This is a genomic window from Pedobacter frigidisoli (assembly GCF_032678525.1).
GTDB lineage: Bacteria > Bacteroidota > Bacteroidia > Sphingobacteriales > Sphingobacteriaceae > Pedobacter > Pedobacter frigidisoli_A.
On the sequence record NZ_JAVTSE010000002.1, the window covers coordinates 470,139 to 491,188 of the forward strand.

Genomic DNA, 21,050 nt, shown 5'->3' on the forward strand with positions numbered 1-21,050 from the left:
AAGCAATGGGTAATTACGCGATCGAAACTGTTGGCTTGAATTTCAACTTTGGTAACCAAACCATTGTTAAAGACTTGTCGCTACAAGTGCCAAAAGGAAGTATTTATGGCTTCCTCGGACCAAATGGTGCTGGTAAAACCACAACTATAAAACTCTTATTAAACCTGCTTCGGTCGCCAGCCGATCAGGTTTTTATTTTTGGAAAAGAAATTAACCACAACCGCATTGCCTGCTTAAAAAAGATGGGCGCGCTTGTAGAGCAGCCAGCAATTTACGCACACTTAACGGGCAAGGAAAATCTGATCAACCGATGTATGCTATTAGGCATTCCCAAAGTGAAGGCGAATGAAATGCTTGAGTTGGTAGGGCTAACGGAAGCAGCCAATAAAAAATCAGGAAAGTATTCCCTGGGAATGAAACAACGCCTGGGCATTGCACTTGCCCTGGTATCGGATCCGGAATTATTGCTTCTGGATGAACCTACGAACGGACTTGATCCCAATGGTATCATTGAAATCAGGAACCTGATGATTGAACTCTCTACCAGACACCATAAAACAATACTCGTCTCCAGCCACTTGCTAGCTGAAATTGAACGCACGGCAACACACGTTGGAATCATAAATAAAGGCCAGCTATTGTTTCAGGGTACAATCAGCGAACTACATTTATTAAGCAAACCATTACTTGAAATAGAAATTGATCAGGTGGAGAAAGCCAGAACATTCTTAATTAAGGCAGGTTTTAAGATTGTTGGCAACACCGATAAAATGATCACTTTACCATTTATCTCATCGAATCAAAGTGGTGAAATCAATACCTTATTGATTGAAAACGGATTCACGGTAAGTAGCCTTTATCAGCAACGCAAAGACCTTGAAAACCTCTTTCTGGATATTACTCAACAAAACTAAGATGCGCTCATTATTCATATCACTGCTATCGGAATTTTATAAATCGAAAAAAACATTAGCCTTCTGGGCTGCCATTCTGTTACCGGTCATTGTTTGCGGACTGATTTCTTTCGGCTTTTATTCAGGAGCTGAAAAAGTTTTGGCTCAACACTACCCTCCCTTACTGCTATGGCTTCGGTATATTGGTGCTGCACTGGGTGTAATGGGGGTATTAATTTTGCCATTCTACGTGATCTTTATGGCTTTTTCAGTCAATAACATCGAGCATAAAAATGATACCTGGAAAACACTTTTCGCACAGCCGTTAAATAAGTTTTCAATCTACACCGCTAAATATCTGTATGGCGTAATACTGATATTCATTTGCCTGCTGCTATTTGGGGGACTAACTTTAGCGTTTGGACATCTACTGCAGGTATTTGTACCAAAATATAGCTTCAACCAATATGATCCATCGCTGCTCTTATCGAAATTCTACTTTAAATTATTCTTGTCGTCACTGGGCATTCTATCCATTCAGTTCGTCCTGAGTTTAATTTGGGGCGATTTCCTGAAACCAATGGGTATAGGCTTCATTGGTACCATCATGGGCATCATCACCGGAAACGTAGGCTGGAAATATGCTTACTTAATCCCCTACAGCCATCCCTCATTGGTACTGAACAGCAGCACGGCAGCCAAAAAACTTTCAAACCCTGCCGACTTCGAAATCTTTACACAAGAAATCTACACCAGTTTAGTTTACGCAGTGGTATTATTCGTGCTCGGATACTTTATCGTAACCAGAAAAAGCGTTAAATAGCCTCATCAATTCATCTCTTACAGAAAAAACAGCCGGAAATTTGTAAAAATATCATGGTAAATCATGTAACGCCTGGTTTAACCGTATTTTAGAGTAATCAAACAACCAACAATTCTAGAATATGATTAAAAAATTTATAATGCCGGCACTGGCCATGAGCCTTTGTCTCTCTGCTTTTGCACAAGATGTTCCAGACGCAGCAATAGTAAAGAAAATACGGACTACGGGGTTAGAAAATTCAAAAGTGATGGATATTGCTTTTAATTTAACCGATGTTGCTGGGCCGCGTTTATCTAATTCACCGGGACTAAAACGGGCACAGGACTGGGCTGTAAAACAATTAACTGACTGGGGGCTGAAAAATGCTCATTTAGAAAGCTGGGGAACCTTTGGAAAAGGATGGCAGGTTGATAAGTATTATGCTGCTACAACAGCTCCGTTTTACCACCCGATTATTGCTTCGCCTAAAGCATGGACACCAGGCACCAACGGCCCGATTAAATCTGAGGTGGTACTAATCAAGGCAGATAGTGTTGCTGACCTGGCAAAATATAAAGGAAAGTTAGCGGGAAAAATTGTGATGATGGATCAGGGTGCGGCCTTGCCAAGCGGGGTTAAAGCCGATTTTTCACGTTATGCTGATTCTACATTAGCACAGATGGCAGCCGCAAAGCCGGCGGCCGCAGGCGCAGGCAGGCAACGGCCAGCAGGAGGACCAATGGCCGACCGGATGGCACAAATGATGAAAATGAGAGAAGTAAGGGCAGCCATGAGTGCCATGTTATTAGAAGAAAAAGTAGCCCTGATCCTTACCTATGCCAGAGGTGGACAGGGAACGTTTTTTACCAGTAACGGTGCTTCTTATGCTTTAGATGCTAAACCGGTTTCACCGGAACTTGAAGTAGCTGCTGAAGATTTCCTGCACATTTTACGTTTGTTACGCGCAGGTAAACCGGTAGAGCTGGAAGCAGAAATTAAAACATCGTTTTATGATCAGGATCCGAAGGGCTACAATGTAATTGCAGAAATCCCGGGAACAGATAAAAAGCTTAAGGACGAAGTGGTTATGATTGGTGCACATTTTGATTCGTGGCATGCAGCTACTGGTGCTACCGATAATGCGGCAGGTTCGGCCGTGATGATGGAAGCGATGAGAATTTTAAAAGCGATTGATTTTAAACCGAAACGTACAATCCGGATTGCATTGTGGAGCTCAGAAGAGCAGGGCTTGTATGGATCAAGAGGTTATGTCAACACCCATTTTGGTGATCCAAAAACAATGGAACTTAAGCCAGAGCAAAAAAAGATATCCGCTTATTATAACCTGGATAATGGAACTGGAAAAATACGGGGAATATATTTACAAGGCAATGCGGAAGCCGGGCCCATCTTTCAAAGCTGGTTGAGCCCTTTTAACGATCTTGGTGCAGGAACAGTTACCGTGAACAATACAGGTGGTACAGATCATCAGGCATTTGATGCAGTAGGTATTCCAGGATTCCAGTTCATTCAGGATCCGGCAGATTACAACACGCGTACCCATCATAGCAATATGGATACCTACGATAGATTGGTTGAAGATGACTTGAAACAATCGGCCACTATCATTGCCTCATTTGTTTATAACACCGCTCAGCGTGAGGCACAGATTCCGAGAAAGGAATTACCTGTCCCGCAACCAGCGAGGCCATAATACACAGAAGCCTGCTTTTTGATGAATCAAAAGCAGGCTTCATGATTTGAGAGGCTTTGCGTTAATGTGTGTATTTTTATCAGAAAGAGAGAATTCGCTCTTTAAAAGCCCATACGATAAGCTGATAAGAGTTTTTTAAATCAAGCTTTCTAACCATATTTCTTCTGTGGGTGTTCACCGTATGTTCACTGATGTATAACATTTCACCAATTTCTTTACTGTTGTAACCCATAGACAGCAGATGTACTATTTCAACTTCTCTCTCGCTAATGTTACTGTGGTTCTCCCTGAGCAGAATACTATTAATCATCATTTGGTTGTTTGAGACAGGCAACTTTTTATTTCAGCAGAAATTGCGTTTATTCCGGCATTGATGGATATCCACTAATAGGGAGATAGACTTGATTTCTGATCAGGAACAGTTGTTAGCCGTAATTGATATACCAAAATTAAGTATTGCCATTTTACATTGTCAGGCAGAAAGCACCCTTTGTACAAGGGTATTTTTACGGTATTACAATTTCCTAAAAATACTTGCTTAAGCATTTTAAATTATCGATTTTTAACCCAAACAAACTATCCCAATTTTATGAATGAGGAAAAAACGCTCACAAATGTACCTGCAGACATTGCAAAAGAAATGGTAGCCGCATACACTGAAGAAGCAGCAGGTTTAGCCAGCTACACTAAAGCAGTATGGTTCCCTGCCGACCAGATCCTTAGGATTGCCAAAAGCATTGAAAATGGAAAACATGATGGTCTCCGTATTTATTTCGGACAGTATACCGCCAATTCTTTAGATGGGGTTCCTAAAGAATATCTGGGAAGAAATACCGTTTTGTTAGTGCCGACGCTTTCTGGTATTACCGGTGGCTACGGAGATGAAGAAGAACATCAGGATGACCTCGGAGATATTGAAAACAAGGGAGAGTCATGTCCTCCAGTTTGCGAAGGAACTAATTTATAGTAAATATGTTCGGTCTGAGGGTTACTACTTTCTTAGAGTTATTGTGCTTTTTGACTGCTTTGGCAACCGTTAGGACAGATAAAAAACCGCTCTGGAGAGTTTCATTAACTTATATGTTTCTGGTATGCCTCACCGAGTTGGTTGTAGCGCGCTGGGCCGCAAAAACATTTCACAACAATCTCTTCGTCTATAATATTTATACCCTGTTTGAGGGTGCGCTGATCAGTGCAGGCATATATCATTGTTTGAAAGTATATACCAATCCAAAGAAAATAATCATCATTGGATTGGTTATATTTTATTCGCTCTGGATAGTCTTTTTCCTCATGCATGGCATTATGACCTACAATTCATGGGCAGGCGGGGTATTATCTGCTTTAATTATGCTTTATTGCTGTTATTATTATTATTTCGTACTGACAGATAACGCGATTATGGACATCAATACAAACCCGGAGTTTTGGTGGGTTACTGGTGTACTGTTTTTTTACTTTGGCACAACTACCGCTAATTTATTCCATGAGCTTTTTACATCTATCATGGTTAAAGGAAATTCCCTGAGAAACTGGATTTTCACTGTTCTTAATATTATATTTTACAGCATTTTAGCTTATTCATTTATATGCAGGAGCAAACAACGCAAATTACAATCCTAGTCGTCATATCTTCTTTAATCTTCTTACTAATGCCTTTAATTTTGGTATTTTATGTCAAAATTAGCATTAAGTACCGAAAAAATCACGCGCTGGAGAAAACGGCTATGAAGCAGAATTTTGATTCAGAAATTCTTCAAACCCGTATTGAGGTACAGGATCAAACCATGCAAAGCATTGCCACAGAATTACATGATAACGTAGGCCAATTATTAAGTTTAACCACTTTGACACTTAATTCTGTTGATCTCTCCAATTTGGAAAAGGCGAAAAAAAAAATCGAAAATTCATTGGGTTTCGTGAACAACTCCATTAAAGAATTACGCGAACTTGCTAAATTGCTTCATGGCGAGCAAATTGTTGCCAACGGTATAGGTCATGCCATTGAGCAGGAAATCAACTGGCTGAGTAAATCCGGTGTCTATGAACTAAAGGTAAATAATCAGCTTCTCGGCTATTCCGGAACTTCACCTGATAAAGACCTGATTATTTTGCGTCTACTCCAGGAAGTGATCAATAACATTATTAAACATGCTCAGGCCACGGTCATCGATATTGAAAGCTACTTTAAAGATGGTATTTTGTTTTTAAACGTTAAAGAAAACGGAATAGGTTTCGAGGTAGAGAATGATAATAAGTCGGGAATGGGACTTAATTCTATTTATAAAAGAATTGAGATGATTAATGGTCAATTAAATTTAACTTCGTCTCCCAACCAAGGCACATCCATTTTGATCGAAATCCCTTATCCATAGTTTTATGCAGTCCACTATCTCTATCGCCATTGTTGATGACCATACGCTTTTCCGTTCAGGATTAGCCAATTTACTGGAAGAATTTGATGAAATTGACATCAGGTTTCAGGCAGTCAATGGCGTAGATTTACAAAAGAAGATCGTAAATCAGCCAGATATTGATATTGTTCTAATGGACATTAACATGCCGGTGATGGATGGTTATGCGGCAACAAAATGGGTGAAGACAAATTATCCTAAAGTCCACGTGCTGGCTTTAAGTATGCTTGAAGAAGAAAAAGCCATCATCGCAATGCTTAAAGCAGGAGCAGGAGGCTACATGCTTAAAGAATCTACGCCCTTGGAATTATTAAATGCCATTAAAGTTGTAGTAGAAAAAGGTTTCTTTGTAAATGAGGTGGTTTCTGGCAGATTACTGGTCGCGCTAAAGGAAGTAGACAAGACCACTTTTACAGCCAGAGAGCTTACTTTTTTGCAGCACTGCAGTACAGAGCTTACCTATAAGGAAATTGCAGATTTAATGAACGTAAGTCCCAGAACGGTCGACAACTATCGGGAATCATTATTTGCAAAATTAAATATCAAATCCCGTACCGGGCTGGTGGTGTATGGAATTAAGCACCAGATCATTTCCATTTAGCGTAAAATCTTATTCTTCACTTTCGCAATCCCGGGACATTTTTTAATCTTACACCTTACTGTACACGTATTTTTAAGCTAAAGGTTGTCATACAGCATCTTTACAACAAAAAAATGTTAAAACATTTGTTTAACTAAATAATTAGTTTTAATTTTAGTTAAGCAATATTTATTGCCCTATCCTTATTACAGAATTATTATGGAAATTAAAGATTTAACCAAGGCAGAAGAGCAGATTATGCAAGTGCTTTGGCAATTAGAAAAAGCGTTTGTTAAAGAAGTTATAGACGAACTTCCTTTACCAAAGCCGGCTTACAATACGGTGTCGACAATCATCAGGATACTGGAAACAAAAGGCTTCATTGGTCACGAGGCATTTGGAAAAGCGCATCAGTATCATCCGCTAATCAGTAAAGAGGAGTATAAACGACATGCAACAGAAAAACTCTTAGGAAACTATTTCGAGAATTCTGTAGAGAGTATGTTTTCATTCTTTGTTAAAGAAGAAAAGTTGGATTTAGGTGATGTAGATGAGATTTTAAAAATGATTAATAAAATTAAAAACAGTCCAAAATGAGTTTTGCCCACTACCTACTGCAAGTAAACTTATATCTAATTGTTTTTTACGGCTTTTATAAGTTGTTACTGGATCGTGAAACCTATTTTACGCTAAACCGCTTTTTTCTGGTTGGCGCAGGCATCTTGTCAATCTGTATTCCGTTTATTCGTTTAGAATGGCTTACAGAACAAAAAGCTGCACAACAGGTATACACTTCGGTAAACTGGCAAGCCGTACTTCAGCAAGCCACTATAATAAGCGACAACAATACCGGCTTAAACTGGGGAAATGTTTTCGTTTATTTATACTGTGCGGGTATTGTGTTTTTCTTATGTAGGTTAGTGTTTAATCTGGTTCTGGTAAAAAAATCTATCCGGACTGCCAAAACAGGGTCGGCTTTTTCTTTTTTAACAAGGAAGGTGGTAGATGTAAACCTGCCCCAAAAAAATGTAATCGATATTCATGAAGAAGCCCATGTAAAACAACTGCACACCTTGGATATCCTCTTCTTTGAAATCCTCGGTGTGATTACCTGGCTGAACCCAATTATTTATCTTTATAAGAAATCGATTAAAAATATACATGAATTTCTAGCAGATGAATTGGCAGCTGATTATCAGGGCGACAAAGCAGCCTATGCTATGCTGATTTTGAGCCAGTCTTTCGGCATTTCACCCAACGCACTAACAAATGGCTTCTTTAATAAATCATTGATCAAGAAACGCATATTTATGCTTCAGAAAGAAAGGTCAAAAAAAATAGCCGTTATCAAATACGGTATTTCAATACCACTCTTTGCAATCCTGATTGTTTTCTCATCGGCCACTGTAAGGAAAAACGAGGAACTAATCTTATTTACCGATCAGATTCCTATGGACAAACCAATCGAACTTGTTCAGGAAATCGTGTCACAACCGGCAAAGGAAGTAAGCCAGCAGGCATCTGAAGCACTTAAAATTAAAGGTAACAGAAATACCCTGGCGGAAAAGGCAACAATGTCGAAAACCTCCGAAGTTTTAACTTCAACCGATATCAATACAAATGACGTCAGTCCGGTAATAAAAGGAGAAGCTGTTAATGAAACGGATAAAAAAATCTACGACTTTGTATCTATTACCAAGCAGCCGGAATATCCCGGAGGAATTAGGAAATTTTATGAATACCTGAGCAAAACAATCCGTTATCCTGAACTGGCACAGGAAAAAAATGTACAGGGGAAAGTGTTTCTTTCATTTATTGTCGAAAAAGATGGTTCCATCAGTGATGTGATGGTTACCCGTGGCCTGGGGAGTGGTTTAGACGAGGAAGCGGTAAGGGTATTAAACGAGTCCCCTCGTTGGAATCCTGGAGTAAAAGATGGCATGGTGGTAAGGGTAAAGTATAACATTAACGTGAACTTCACCTTAACGGATAGTGAAACTCCAAAGGCTCCGGTAAAAGAAGGGAAAAATTTAACTTTAAAAAGCGGAAAGGATTTTCCGGGAATCATTGTAGTTGATGGTGTGAAACTTCAGGACAATTCAACATTATCCGGTATCAACCCAAATAATGTCGAATCTGTATCGGTACTTAAAGATCAGAGTGCAATAAACCTCTATGGCCTGAAGGCAAAAGCAGGTGCAATTATCATCACAACTAAATCAACCACTAATAACCTATTCAGAAAACCTGATACGCAAGAGCTCACCATCGACAAGCCATCAACCATACTAAATATTCAGAGAAAGTTTTAAAAACTGACAACATGAAAAAGATCATCACCCTTAGTTTAATGCTTGGAACTGTCCTATATGGCTTTGCACAGAAAGCGGACAGCACCACAAATACAACAATTAGATTGCGCGGCACCGCAGCAGGCATAGAACCACAGCCGCTGATTGTAATCGATGGAAATAAGCAATATTTCCGCGGAACGGGATCGCTTTCGGAAATCGACCCAAATGCGATTGAATCCATCAACATATTAAAAGACAGCACAGCATTAATGAAATATGGCAGTGAGGGATTTGGTGGCGTTATTGAAGTCAAAACAAAGGGGACATATATTATCCCAAAAGGCAAAGGAAACCTTAAGCCCGACTCCAGCTTAATGTTAAACGGGAAAGTAAGCGGATTCTTTATTAAGCCAAATGGAAGTGCTAACAGAAGTACCCCCTTGAACGTTGATGCGGCTGCCAAAAGGTTTCTTCTTCTTAAGGATAACGATAAAAAGGCACAGCCACTTTATGTTGTCGACGGAAGAGAGGTTTCGGGCATTGAAAAACTAGACCAGAACACTATTGAATCTGTAACCGTGATTAAAGATGCAAATACAGCAAAGCAGTATTCCGGAAACACTAAAAACGGCGTTGTAATTATTACCACGAAAAAAAACGCCACGAAACAAAAGTAATAAACAATTTAATTTTTAAATGATGAGAAAGCTAATGATTTTAGCCCTAACGGGCCTCGCTATGCAATTAAATTCCGTCAGGGCACAAGACAAACCTGTTGACTTCACTTCAGTAGAAAAGATCCCGGAGTATCCCGGGGGGATCGCAAAATTTTACGACTATTTAGGTAAAGAAATCAGGTATCCGGAGGCGGCACAAAAAAGCAAAACACAAGGGAAGGTTTTTGTATCGTTTATTGTCGAGAAAAACGGCGCGTTAAACGATGTTATAGTGACCAGAAGCCTGAGCAAGGAAACAGATGCGGAGGCCATCAGGGTAATCCGTAAATCACCAAACTGGAACCCGGGTTTAATTAAAGGTAAACCGGTAAGGGTAAAATACAACATCAATGTGAATTTCAATCTGAATGACAATGGTCAGCAGAAAAAAGCGCTGAACAGCTCTCCTGATAAACCAACCGAATTTCCAGGCGGACCAGAGAAGTTGTATTCATACCTGGCTAAAAATATCAAATACCCTGCTATCGCAGTTAAAAATAAAATGCAGGGAAAAGTGTTTGTAGCCTTTTCCGTAGAGAAAGACGGTACCATAACCAATGCAAAAGTTACCAGGGGCATCACTAAAGAACTGGACGCAGAGGCGCTGAGGGTGATTAAGAAATCTCCAAGATGGAATCCTGCTATACAGAATGGAAAAGTAGTGAAAGTGCAATACACGCTTCCGATCAATTTCACTTTGAGTTAGATATTTTAACTAAACCATACGCTCGTTATCTCAACTGCTGTTCATGCAAATCAGGATCAGTTGTCGGGACTTATATTAGTCGTGAAGCCAGGATTCGCGAACAGCATCAAGCACAAAACCCCAGCAAAAATTGCCGGGGTTTTATGCTTTATCTCCTGTCTCGGAAGACTAAAAATATAAATTTTTTAACGTATATACAAATGTTACGAAATAAAATTTCAATAACTGAAATTTTATAATATGCTAACATAAGAAAATTATGGGTTTCGCAAACTTTTATTTTGGCACCTGCACTTATAAAATCTTTCGCCTGGAAATAATAAATGTTTCGAATCTTTTCAATTGCAGGAATATTACAGGAACGATCTTTAAACAACAACGTTAACGAAGTTTAAAAACACCGGCATAAAAAGACCCCAAACAAAGTTTGAGGCCTAAGAATTCCGGTTTCCCGGAATGCACAGTATGTCTTTTAAACCGTCTCTTCAGAGATGAATTTAGCGGTAGCAAAATCGCGGTTCATACGGGCAATGTTTTCAAGTGAAATGCCTTTCGGACATTCTGCTTCACAAGCACCTGTATTTGTACAGTTACCAAATCCTTCAGCATCCATTTGTGCAACCATACTTTGTACACGGCGGTAACGCTCTGGCTGGCCCTGAGGCAATAATGCCAGCTGGGAAATTTTTGCAGATACAAATAACATTGCCGAGGCATTTTTACAGGTAGCCACACAAGCACCACAACCAATACACGCGGCAGCTTCAAAAGCAGCATCAGCCTGCATTTTAGGGATGGGCAGGTTATTCGCGTCCTGGGCATTACCAGTGTTTACCGAAATAAAACCACCAGCAGAAATTACCCTATCGAAAGCAGAACGGTCTACGGTTAAATCTTTAACTACCGGAAATGCAGCTGCTCTCCATGGTTCCACAACGATGGTATCACCATCTTTGAATGAACGCATGTGTAACTGGCAGGTAGTAACCAGATCTTTAGGGCCATGCGGACGGCCGTTGATGAACATGGAGCACATCCCGCAGATTCCTTCACGGCAATCGTGATCAAATACTACCGGTTCTTCGCCTGTATTGATTAATTGTTCGTTTAACACATCGAACATTTCCAAGAAAGACATATCAGGTGAAATACCAGATAATTTATAATCAACCAAAGCACCTTTGGTATTGTTATTTTTTTGACGCCATACTTTCAGCGTTAAGTTCATATTTCCTGTACTCATGATATTGAGATTTAAGTATCAAGTATTCAGTGTCAGGTGTCAAGTTTGGATTTAGACCTTAATACCTGATCCTGTTAACTTGCTACTATTTATAACTTCTTTGTGCTACTTTAATATTTTCAAACTTCAACTCTTCTTTATGAAGATCGAAGTTTACCCCTTCCTTGAATTCCCATGCTGCAACGTATGCATAGTTCTCGTCATCACGTAAAGCCTCACCTTCTTCTGTCTGGTATTCTTCACGGAAGTGTCCGCCACAACTTTCGTTACGGTTTAATGCATCAATACACATCAATTCGCCAAGCTCAATAAAGTCGGCCACGCGGCCTGCTTTTTCAAGCTCTGTATTCAATTCATTTGCTACTCCTGGAACACGAACGTTACTCCAGAATTCAGCACGTAGCGCCCTGATTTCTTCGATTGCTTCTTTTAAGCCTTGTTCATTACGAGCCATACCGCATTTCTCCCACATAATGTGACCTAAACGTTTATGAAAATGATCTACAGACTTCGTTCCTTTAATATTGATTAGCGTATTTAAAATACCTACAGCTCTTTCTTCAGCTTCAACGAATGCAGGGTGATCTGTTGAAATTGCCTTTACAGAAATTTCTTTCGATAAATATGATCCGATAGTATAAGGCAATACGAAATAACCATCAGCCAGGCCTTGCATTAAAGCAGATGCACCTAAGCGGTTAGCACCATGATCAGAGAAGTTAGCCTCACCTGTGCAGTATAAACCAGGTACCGAAGTCATTAAGTTATAATCTACCCAAAGCCCACCCATCGTATAGTGCACCGCAGGATAAATACGCATTGGTGTTTCATAAGGATCCTCTCCTGTAATTTGCGCATACATGTCGAAAAGGTTACCATATTTTTCCTTGATAACAGCAGTACCTAAACGCATGCAGGTTTCTTTATCAGGATTATGATTACCCGCCTTAGAAGCTTCGATACGGCCATAACGCTCCGTATTAGCTTTGAAATCCAGGTAAACCGCTAGTTTAGAAGCACCTACACCATAACCAGCATCGCAACGCTCTTTAGCAGCACGCGAAGCCACATCACGGGGAACAAGGTTACCAAAAGCAGGGTAGCGGCGTTCCAGATAATAATCCCTTTCATCTTCAGGTATCTCCGAAGCCTTACGGTTATCATCTTTCTTCTTAGGAACCCAGATCCTTCCATCGTTACGTAACGACTCAGACATCAGCGTTAATTTCGACTGATGATCACCAGATACCGGGATACAGGTCGGGTGAATTTGAGTGTAGCAAGGGTTTGCAAAATAAGCACCTTGTTTATGTGCTTTCCATGCAGCCGTAACATTACTGCCCATTGCATTGGTAGAAAGATAGAATACGTTTCCGTAACCACCTGTTCCTAAAACTACAGCATGCCCGAAATGGCGCTCAATTTCACCGGTAATTAAGTTACGGGCAATGATACCACGCGCTTTTCCATCGATTTTAACAACTTCAAGCATTTCGTGGCGGGTATACATTTCTACTTTACCCATACCAATCTGGCGCTCTAATGCCGAGTACGCACCTAATAGCAACTGCTGACCAGTTTGGCCCGCAGCATAAAACGTACGTTGAACCTGAGTACCACCAAAAGAACGGTTATCTAATAAGCCACCATATTCGCGTGCTAAAGGCACACCCTGAGCCACACACTGGTCGATAATGTTAGCACTTACTTCTGCAAGGCGGTGCACATTGGCCTCCCGGGCACGGTAATCGCCCCCTTTTATCGTATCGTAGAAAAGACGGTAAACACTGTCACCATCATTCTGATAGTTTTTTGCTGCGTTGATCCCGCCCTGAGCTGCAATCGAGTGCGCCCGGCGCGGAGAATCCTGAAAACAGAAACACTTTACTTTGTAACCCATTTCGGCCAAAGTTGCAGCTGCCGAAGCGCCTGCTAAACCCGAACCTACAATAATAACCTCAATAGTTCTCTTGTTCGATGGATTAACCAAAGGCACAGAAGACTTATATTTAGTCCATTTGCTTGTTAACTCGCCTTCTGGAATATTTGAATTAATATCTGACATATCTCTTTTGTGCTAAAACTTAATCAATTAAATGGGTGTAAACTGCGATTGGCATTAAAGCGAAAACGATCGAAATGATAATCGCATACCAAACACCAACACTCTTGATAATTCCATTGTATTTCGAGTGATTCCATCCCATGGTTTGAAATGCAGATGCAAAACCATGAAGTAAATGGTAACACAACGAAATCATTAACAATACGTAAGCAGCAACCCTAACAGGATCCTGAAATTTCTCTCTCATTACTGCATAAAGGTCTTCGTGACCGTTGGCATCAACCGTTGGGATTCCTGTAAAACGGGATACTACCCAGAAATCTTTCAGGTGGATAACCAGGAAAATTAATAATAATGTACCTAGCAAGCCCATTGAACGGCTATACCATTTACTATTGGCATTTCCATTATTCACAGCATATCTTTCTGGTCTGGCTTTTCTGTTTTGAATAGTTAACCTCAATGCCTGAAAAATGTGGACCAACAAGCCAACAAACAAAATATACTCACCAGCTCTGATAATCCAGTTGGTCGCCATAAAGTGGGCACCAATGTTGAATTTAAGACCATTATCGTCAAGAAATATTAACGAATTGATACCAGCGTGTACAATTAAAAAAAGTATCAGGAACAAACCTGTAATACCCATAATGAATTTCTTTCCTATTGATGAAGAAAGTGCATTTCCGAAACCACTCATTTGATTAGGATTTATATCTAAATTTCTTGCAAAAGTATTTAATTATGCAATGAATTTATAAACGATTATGACAAAACAACGATAAAACATTTATTTAGAAACATTCTAAAGCTTAAGTGAAAGAATTTGAAAGATTTCGACAGGCTGTAACCGTTATAAGGAGGTTCTCAGCGGGATAGAGATGGTGAATAGAGAACCCCGGAGATCGGCAAGAGGTAAGAAACTGGCAAAAAAAAAGTCCTGATTTGCATCAGGACTTTTAACGATTTATGTGACCGAGTTTTCTTAAGCTACTTTTACATTTACCGCGTTTAGGCCTTTTCTACCTTCTTCTACTTCGTAGTTTACGGTATCATTCTCACGAATGTTATCGATTAGACCTGAAACATGAACAAAAATTTCGGCATCACCATTTGATGGTACGATAAATCCAAAACCTTTAGTTTCATTAAAAAATTTTACTGTTCCTTGTTGCATTATATTGTATTTTAATTTGTACCAAAGGTATGGTTAAATACTCATAATCAATTTTTTATTTTCAAAAATCCACTAAAAAGCAGAGAATAAGCCTCCAGGCTTATTTGGCGGCCCTATTTAGTCCATCCGTACTGGACGAATCGCCCGGTTTAATCAATAAAGCACGCTCAAAACAACCCTTTGCTTCTGCTTTTCTTCCTGAAAATAACAGCGCCCAGCCTAACATATGATTTCCATCGTAATCAAAAGGATAGGCACCAACCACTTTGGCGAAATATTTTGCTGCTGAAGAATATTGCTTTCTGTTATAGATAATCACACCAAGCCAGTAATTTGCCTGGGTATTCTGGGGATCTGTTTTTAGAATACTATTGTATTGCTCTACCACCTTTTCCCAATTACTTAATAACGAAAGTGGTTTGATCAAACCAAACCTGGCTTCAATAGAGTTTGGACGGATATTTACCGCCCGGGTATAATAGTTTTGGGAAGCAGTATAATTTTTAGCCAGATAATACAGCCAGCCTATCCTTAAATTGGTTTCATAATTTCCTTCGGCGTAAAAAGGCATCACATCACTAATGGCTTCTGCATAGTTTTTCTTGCTCTCTTCATTGTAACTACTCTGGAAAGCCCTTTGCATATTCACATTGCCCTGGGCATGTATCTCAAAAAAAGATAGGCCAAGAACAGCAAATAATGTAAATCGTGTTAAAAATTCCATGTAATGCCTGCGTTTATGGAGTGTTGTAAGTAACCAAATCTAAAAATATTATCTGATTTACGTTCAAATGTATAATTCAAACCCAATAGAACGTGTTGTTTTAACATAAAATAACAATTCGCCCCCGCCTTGAATTTAGTTTTATCAAAACCGTTGTAAATATACAGCGCATCAGCCTCTGCATAGTTATATTGATTGCCTAAAGTCACCATGGCCTCAAACCATAAATTCCTGACTGGCTTTATTCCAAAAGTCTGTTGAAAAACCGGGTTAATGTCATTTAAAACATCAACCATAGAAATTCTGCTGATGTTATAAAAATTTAAATTACCGTTAAGGTATCTGGTAAATTTCAAATCGTATTGCCTTGTTTTTTCGTCTCCTATCTGTGATAATATGAAATTAGCCTGTAAATCACTCCCGCTATCAGCATATCGAATTCCGATTAAACCGGCATGGTTCTGGTAAACCAGTTGTCTTAAATTAGAGCGCATGTAATGATAGGCGCCTATAAGGTTAATTTTCCTGAAAGGGGTGTAAGTGAGTTTAGTATAATACCCGGGTTGTTCTATGTTATCGTTAAATACAGGCTGGTTGAAGTAAGTGAACGAGGTAGAAAGATCCAGTTTGTATCCTAATCTCATATCAAAAAACGTTCTGGAGAAGAAAGAGTTTCCACGTTCATAAATATTGGTAAACTTTACTCCGCCTTCAGTACCGGCTGATAGTACCTTAAAGGGTTTTACAGCAGTCCCCTCAATAACATTTGTATCTAAAAGGGAAACCAGGTAGGCAGCGTCCGTTCGCCGGTTTAAATAAACATTGCTTAAATACGAATAGTATAATGCAGTCTGATTTCTTTCGTCATCAAACAAAACCTTATCATAATGCTTTAAGGCATCACTGTAATCTTGCCTCACAAATGAGGCATAGCCCAGTCTTAACCGCAACAAAGGAAAGTCTTCACCATTATTTAACGATTCCGTTCCAAACGCGAGAAGCCTTTGCCACTCCCCGGCTTTAAACAAACTAAAGGAAATGCTATCTGCCTTTTGATAGCTGTTTTGTGCCTGAGTGGTGGTTACCAACAAAAACAATAGCAGCATCAATAATTTTAATCTCGGTGCCATGTTACTTTTAACAGTTTGCCTTTTTGTTGTATGTTAAGTTGCGTGATGCCTTCAGATGTTATTTTGATGTTCGCTTGCATCAAGCTCCGGCGATGATTAAAAACCTGAGCGCATGCATCGACAGAAATATCAATTCCATCTCCATGATGTATGATAAAATTGCTATAGATGTTTTTAGTAAAAATGTAGAAGGGTGCAAGTAAATCCTGAAGCCACTGTGCAGGGTTAAACTGGCCAGTGTGCATTGCATAGGTGTCTTTGACGGCATGCGCGGAATAACTTACCCTGTAAGCTGTTTGATAAAAGCGATACAAAACGGAGCTTCTTGATCCATAAAATCTGCTGAAATAAAATACATACTCGTTACTCACAAAGTAAGCTATCGCAGCAGTTTCGTGGCAGAAAAAATAGGTATAGTTATAGTCATCAGTAAATACTTCCCAGGTTTCTTTTTGTCCGCCGTCAGTTGAAATATTGACAACATAACCAGGTTGAAAGTGGAATGCATTTTTAAGGTAAGGATTGATTTCCGGTGACTTTACCACCTCATCTTCTAATGGTATATCAAAGGATTTTAAAACATCGCTTTTTTCATTTACATAACTCACAAATGGATAAGCAATGGTTTTTGACCCAATAAATGGTGTAGCCTGAACCTGAAAATGCAGGTGCGGCTCTGGCGATCTTCCTGAATTTCCGCATAGTGCAATAATCTCCCCATGCTTTACATAATCGCCGGCTTTAACTTTTGCAGAATTCTTTTTTAAATGTGAAACTTTTGTATATAAGTGATCGCTGTGTTTAATCACGATTGTATTACCCCAATTCTGAGAAAGATTGATCTGCCCGATAGCGTTATCCTCAATGTGATTAATTACCTCCTGAATAACACCATCGGCACTAGCCAGAACAGGCTTGTTATAGCAATAATAATCTTCGGGTGTTGTTCCTGGCTGTGCATAGGTTTTTTGATCAAAATCAGTTAATACGAAATCTAACGCCTCATTCCATTCTCCCTTATGGGTAATCGTTCCATTGTAAGCTTGAGAAACTGTCCATGAGCCCATAAATGGGAGCCTTAATGCCAGATAGCTCAACTCTTTGAATCTCTTTCTACCGTTCACAAACTGGTATAAATTCGTTTCAGGAGAATAATTTTGAATTGCGGTGAGCTGTAATTTACCAGGCTGTTTTCTGAGAAGGAAAAAATGAAGCATACCCAGTGTAGCTAAACAGAATGGCATCGAAAATACGGGAAGATTATAAAGACCCAATATTCTGGAAATCCCATTCAACATTAAAAATATAAAAGGAATGGTTGCTATCGCCCATAAATAGGAACGCCAGGAAGGGATGAAAAAAAAACCACCTATTGCACAACTTACCATCATAAAATTAGCGCCAAGATGATAATTACTGATTCCTTCGGGATAGGTACCTGTAAGATGATTCACTACACAAGCCACAACGAAACCAATAACCAGCAAGCTAAAACCGATACGTGAGTGGATAAAAAAGCCAATGCTGATCAGTATACCGGCAAGAATGCTGTTTTGAAATAAAAGCGCACTCACAGAGCGGAAAAATAAATCTACATAGGCTGGCATATGCAGGCGGTCAAAGAAATTGCATATTCTGGTAAAATGCGAAGGCACCGAGGTTGTCAGCTCGAAAACTAGCGAACTGCTTTTCTGAATCAGCCCCATGCCTGTGTAGCCATTCGCCGCAATCAGTACGATCCAGAAACTGATAACAAAGGGGATGGAAAGTGTTGGCAAAGCATATTTGCCTAGCCATGCTGTAAGATTTACGCTCAACACCACACATAATAAACATGCAGCAGATAACCAAAGCCAGAAGGTGTAATTGTAATTATAGAAAGTGCCAAATCCAATCCCCAATAAAAGCGAGTTGAAGCTATACAATCCTGACTTGATCTCTTCTTTATTAAAACCCAGACCACTCACCAGCGCCAGCGAAACAATTAAAGCAATCAGACCAGAAATCCCCGCATTCGGGTCAAACATCGAAACGACAAACAATAACGCTCCAAGGATTTTGTTTTGTGAGAAAAACAAAATCGCATAGCTGTTCAAAGCCGCTTGAAGATAATATTGCAGTTTTCTTTTCAATTCTACTTTAAATAATCAGGTAATTGTTCCATCATTTCCAGATATTCAAGCGTTTCCTGCTTTCTGATTAAATGGCTTTGCCCATGCTGATCAATTAATACTACCGCCGGCCGCATATTAATAAACTGCATCCATTGTGTCATATTATACGCACCCACTTTATGTACAATTACATGATCACCTGTTTCTAATAGCGGAAGGTTTACACTCTCACGAATCACATCAATGTTCATACACAATGGCCCGAACAACACGGTTTCTTCCGTATACTGGCCGGCCTCCTGTGCAACTGTAATCTTATGATTGTACCAGTTTGATGTAAATAGCACATTCAGGCCAAAATCCATAATAGTTGCCCTACGGCCATCGCCCAGGCGCTTATTGGCAATTACACTCCCTATTAAGTAGCCGGCATCATCAATCAGTGCCCGCCCGCTTTCCAGAATGAGCATAGGAAGATCATCAGAAGAGAAACCGGATTCCAGAATAGTGGTGGTAATGGCTTCGGCAAACTCCTCCATGCTGGGAACAGTATCTACACCCGGCAAGTAAGCCCCCTTTAGTGTATTGGTAGAGGGGAAGCCACCGCCCAGATCTAAATACTGAATGGGGTTGTGATGTTCATTTTTACAGCGCAGAGCTAAATCGCATAGTTTTTTTGCTGCAACAGCATAGGCTGAAGTCGACAACATAAAAGTGCCGATGTGGCAGTGTAAACCAATCAGGTCTAACTTTTGTGCCGCCATAATTTTTGATATAGCAGTCCATGCCTGTCCGTTTTCATAATTAAATCCGAATCTATCCCATGCCGGATAAATACCTGTGTCAAAATTAACCCTTATGGCCACCTTCGCCTTTTTGTTGGTTTCTTCACTTATACTAATGAGCTGGTACAGTTCATCAAAATGATCGATGTGGATGAGCGAGTGTTGCTCAATCGCCAGAATTAAATCTGCTTCTTTTTTATCTGGACCGTTAAAAACAATATGGTTACCTGATACTCCGTTATTTAATGCCTTGCGGTATTCAAATCCGGAAACCACTTCAGCCCAACTTCCTTCCTGATGAAAAATCTTACATACTGCATTCAGATAGTTGGTTTTATAACTCCAGGCAAACTGAACTTTTGGATAGCGGGTTTTAAAAGAACGAACTGCAGATTGATAGTTTCTCCTGATCTGCTTTTCGGATAACACGAACACAGGAGATCCATAATCAGCAACCAGGCTTTTTATAGTAACACCATCGATCTCTTTAACAGGGTCCAGATCAGTTCTGCCCCCAAACTTGTTCATTAGTCCGGAGTTCATCTTTCTGATGGTTGGTCGTTCGTATTTTTGTTTCATTTATTTAATATCAATTAGCATAGGTCACCAAAGAATGTCTCTAAAGCTCTCCAAACGCCGATAGTTTTTGAAAATCCTCTACATCAACAATATTATCCATAGCATAGCGTACAAACATCTTACCCGTTTGATAACTCTTAAATTCTTCAACAGCCCTTCCAAGAGCCAGCTCAACCAAAGCCTTCGGTTGATTCTGACCTGCGGCGGCAGTTAAATATATCCATGCCGGAAAACGCGGGTTGACCTCTATGATATAAAAACTATCGCCATCCATAATCACCTCAAGCTCAAAACCGCCCTTCCAGTGGGTAGCCTTGGCAAAGTTCCGGGCTAAGTCTAATAGCTTATCGTTTTCAATGGTTATTCCAGCCCAGGCTTTTCCATTTTCCGTGATGTATAATTTGCGCATTGGAATTACGCTTAAGGTATTTCCTTTTCCATCTCCTAATGCTGCAATATTTATTTCTGTACCTTTTATAAATTTCTGTACAATTACCGGTAAGCCCCATTTGGCGTGTAGCTTGTGGAAAGCTTTATGCGCATCCGATAAATTCTGAACGGTATATGCTTCATAAAACTTACCCTTAATCATAAGCGGATATCCAAAACGATCTCCAAGATCATGAATTTCAGCTTCACTAAAAATCGCTTCATCTGCAGGAACATCAAATTGATGGGCATCTCCGAAGGCTTTTAAACACACTTTATCCCTTTGAGCCAACTGTTTATGGGAGGGCAGAAAGGTATGAATTCCCTGCTTAAGCAAATCCTGCTCAAGCTTAATAAAATTGTATAATTCGGCATCGAAGTTTGGAATCAGCACATCGATCTGCTCTGCCTCCTGTATTTGCTTTATACGTGCGCTCAGCGCTTCAATTCCTGCAGTTGGATAAGGAATCCGATACGTCTTGTGCACCATCTCTTTCAGATAAACCGCAGGCTCAAGGGTTTCGTATGCCAGGCCAATAATCCGCAGGTTGTCTCCGAAACCATCTCTCAATGCCCTGATTACTGCCAAACCCGGACCCGGATTGTCATTGGCATTTAAACCGGTAACAGCAACTGTTAAGGTTCTGGTTTGAGGCGTATGTAGAGAAACGTTCATGGTTAGCGG

General features: G+C 39.9%; 21 protein-coding genes. 11 read left to right on the forward strand and 10 right to left on the reverse strand.

Annotated features, from left to right (window positions below):
* The first annotated feature begins 5 nt into the window (after positions 1 to 5).
* The 3 genes from R2Q80_RS07030 to R2Q80_RS07040 all read left to right on the forward strand — a co-directional run bounded on the left by R2Q80_RS07030 (position 6) and on the right by R2Q80_RS07040 (position 3,409).
* Positions 6 to 914: an ABC transporter ATP-binding protein gene (locus R2Q80_RS07030; RefSeq protein WP_316798917.1), complete on the forward strand. Its 909-nt coding sequence runs from the start codon at positions 6 to 8 to the stop codon at positions 912 to 914.
* Between the two features lies 1 nt (position 915).
* Positions 916 to 1,716 carry an ABC transporter permease gene (locus tag R2Q80_RS07035; protein WP_316798918.1) on the forward strand — a complete coding sequence of 267 codons (801 nt, stop codon included), beginning with the start codon at positions 916 to 918 and terminating at the stop codon, positions 1,714 to 1,716.
* Between the two features lie 121 nt (positions 1,717 to 1,837).
* A complete protein-coding gene (locus tag R2Q80_RS07040; RefSeq protein WP_316798919.1) occupies positions 1,838 to 3,409 on the forward strand; it encodes a M28 family metallopeptidase in 1,572 nt (523 codons plus the stop codon).
* Positions 3,410 to 3,488: 79 nt separating this feature from the next.
* Here R2Q80_RS07040 and R2Q80_RS07045 read toward each other — a convergent pair whose 3' ends face one another.
* Complete coding sequence (locus R2Q80_RS07045; RefSeq protein ID WP_316798920.1) at positions 3,489 to 3,722, reverse strand: response regulator transcription factor; 234 nt, start codon at positions 3,720 to 3,722, stop codon at positions 3,489 to 3,491.
* 276 nt (positions 3,723 to 3,998) lie between these two features.
* On the opposite strand from R2Q80_RS07045, the gene R2Q80_RS07050 reads away from it, so the two are divergent.
* The 8 genes from R2Q80_RS07050 to R2Q80_RS07085 all read left to right on the forward strand — a co-directional run bounded on the left by R2Q80_RS07050 (position 3,999) and on the right by R2Q80_RS07085 (position 10,119).
* Entirely contained in the window at positions 3,999 to 4,376 is a 378-nt protein-coding gene (locus R2Q80_RS07050; RefSeq protein WP_316798921.1) for a hypothetical protein, read from the forward strand.
* Between the two features lie 5 nt (positions 4,377 to 4,381).
* A complete protein-coding gene (locus R2Q80_RS07055; protein WP_316798922.1) occupies positions 4,382 to 5,032 on the forward strand; it encodes a hypothetical protein in 651 nt (216 codons plus the stop codon).
* A gap of 104 nt (positions 5,033 to 5,136) precedes the next feature.
* Positions 5,137 to 5,784: a sensor histidine kinase gene (locus tag R2Q80_RS07060; protein WP_316798923.1), complete on the forward strand. Its 648-nt coding sequence runs from the start codon at positions 5,137 to 5,139 to the stop codon at positions 5,782 to 5,784.
* Between the two features lie 4 nt (positions 5,785 to 5,788).
* Positions 5,789 to 6,424, forward strand: coding sequence for a response regulator transcription factor (locus R2Q80_RS07065; RefSeq protein WP_316798924.1), 636 nt, complete (start codon positions 5,789 to 5,791; stop codon positions 6,422 to 6,424).
* Between the two features lie 198 nt (positions 6,425 to 6,622).
* Entirely contained in the window at positions 6,623 to 7,000 is a 378-nt protein-coding gene (locus R2Q80_RS07070) for a BlaI/MecI/CopY family transcriptional regulator (protein WP_316798925.1), read from the forward strand.
* The gene (locus R2Q80_RS07075) at positions 6,997 to 8,715 is read left to right on the forward strand and encodes a TonB family protein (RefSeq protein ID WP_316798926.1); all 1,719 of its coding nucleotides are present in this window, start codon (positions 6,997 to 6,999) and stop codon (positions 8,713 to 8,715) included. Before R2Q80_RS07070 ends, R2Q80_RS07075 begins: the two co-directional genes overlap by 4 nt.
* Before the next feature lie 11 nt (positions 8,716 to 8,726).
* Positions 8,727 to 9,374, forward strand: coding sequence for a TonB-dependent receptor (locus R2Q80_RS07080; protein WP_316798927.1), 648 nt, complete (start codon positions 8,727 to 8,729; stop codon positions 9,372 to 9,374).
* Between the two features lie 19 nt (positions 9,375 to 9,393).
* The gene (locus tag R2Q80_RS07085; RefSeq protein ID WP_316798928.1) at positions 9,394 to 10,119 is read left to right on the forward strand and encodes an energy transducer TonB; all 726 of its coding nucleotides are present in this window, start codon (positions 9,394 to 9,396) and stop codon (positions 10,117 to 10,119) included.
* 472 nt (positions 10,120 to 10,591) lie between these two features.
* Here R2Q80_RS07085 and R2Q80_RS07090 read toward each other — a convergent pair whose 3' ends face one another.
* The 9 genes from R2Q80_RS07090 to R2Q80_RS07130 all read right to left on the reverse strand — a co-directional run bounded on the left by R2Q80_RS07090 (position 10,592) and on the right by R2Q80_RS07130 (position 21,041).
* Entirely contained in the window at positions 10,592 to 11,362 is a 771-nt protein-coding gene (locus R2Q80_RS07090; protein ID WP_047799971.1) for a succinate dehydrogenase/fumarate reductase iron-sulfur subunit, read from the reverse strand.
* Positions 11,363 to 11,447: 85 nt separating this feature from the next.
* A complete protein-coding gene (locus R2Q80_RS07095) occupies positions 11,448 to 13,427 on the reverse strand; it encodes a fumarate reductase/succinate dehydrogenase flavoprotein subunit (protein WP_316798929.1) in 1,980 nt (659 codons plus the stop codon).
* A gap of 19 nt (positions 13,428 to 13,446) precedes the next feature.
* The gene (locus R2Q80_RS07100; RefSeq protein WP_316798930.1) at positions 13,447 to 14,127 is read right to left on the reverse strand and encodes a succinate dehydrogenase cytochrome b subunit; all 681 of its coding nucleotides are present in this window, start codon (positions 14,125 to 14,127) and stop codon (positions 13,447 to 13,449) included.
* 285 nt (positions 14,128 to 14,412) lie between these two features.
* On the reverse strand, positions 14,413 to 14,604 hold the full coding sequence (locus R2Q80_RS07105; protein ID WP_047799968.1) for a cold-shock protein: 192 nt from the start codon (positions 14,602 to 14,604) through the stop codon (positions 14,413 to 14,415).
* Between the two features lie 100 nt (positions 14,605 to 14,704).
* A complete protein-coding gene (locus tag R2Q80_RS07110) occupies positions 14,705 to 15,328 on the reverse strand; it encodes a tetratricopeptide repeat protein (protein WP_316798931.1) in 624 nt (207 codons plus the stop codon).
* Positions 15,316 to 16,458 (reverse strand): hypothetical protein, encoded by a 1,143-nt coding sequence (locus R2Q80_RS07115; RefSeq protein ID WP_316798932.1) that lies wholly within the window; start codon positions 16,456 to 16,458, stop codon positions 15,316 to 15,318. The genes R2Q80_RS07110 and R2Q80_RS07115 overlap by 13 nt, the downstream gene beginning before the upstream one ends.
* Positions 16,443 to 18,590: an urea transporter gene (locus tag R2Q80_RS07120; protein ID WP_316798933.1), complete on the reverse strand. Its 2,148-nt coding sequence runs from the start codon at positions 18,588 to 18,590 to the stop codon at positions 16,443 to 16,445. The genes R2Q80_RS07115 and R2Q80_RS07120 overlap by 16 nt, the downstream gene beginning before the upstream one ends.
* A gap of 2 nt (positions 18,591 to 18,592) precedes the next feature.
* A complete protein-coding gene (locus R2Q80_RS07125; RefSeq protein ID WP_316798934.1) occupies positions 18,593 to 19,936 on the reverse strand; it encodes a hypothetical protein in 1,344 nt (447 codons plus the stop codon).
* A 40-nt stretch (positions 19,937 to 19,976) separates the two neighbouring features.
* Complete coding sequence (locus tag R2Q80_RS07130; RefSeq protein WP_316798935.1) at positions 19,977 to 21,041, reverse strand: ATP-grasp domain-containing protein; 1,065 nt, start codon at positions 21,039 to 21,041, stop codon at positions 19,977 to 19,979.
* Between the last annotated feature and the right edge of the window lie 9 nt (positions 21,042 to 21,050).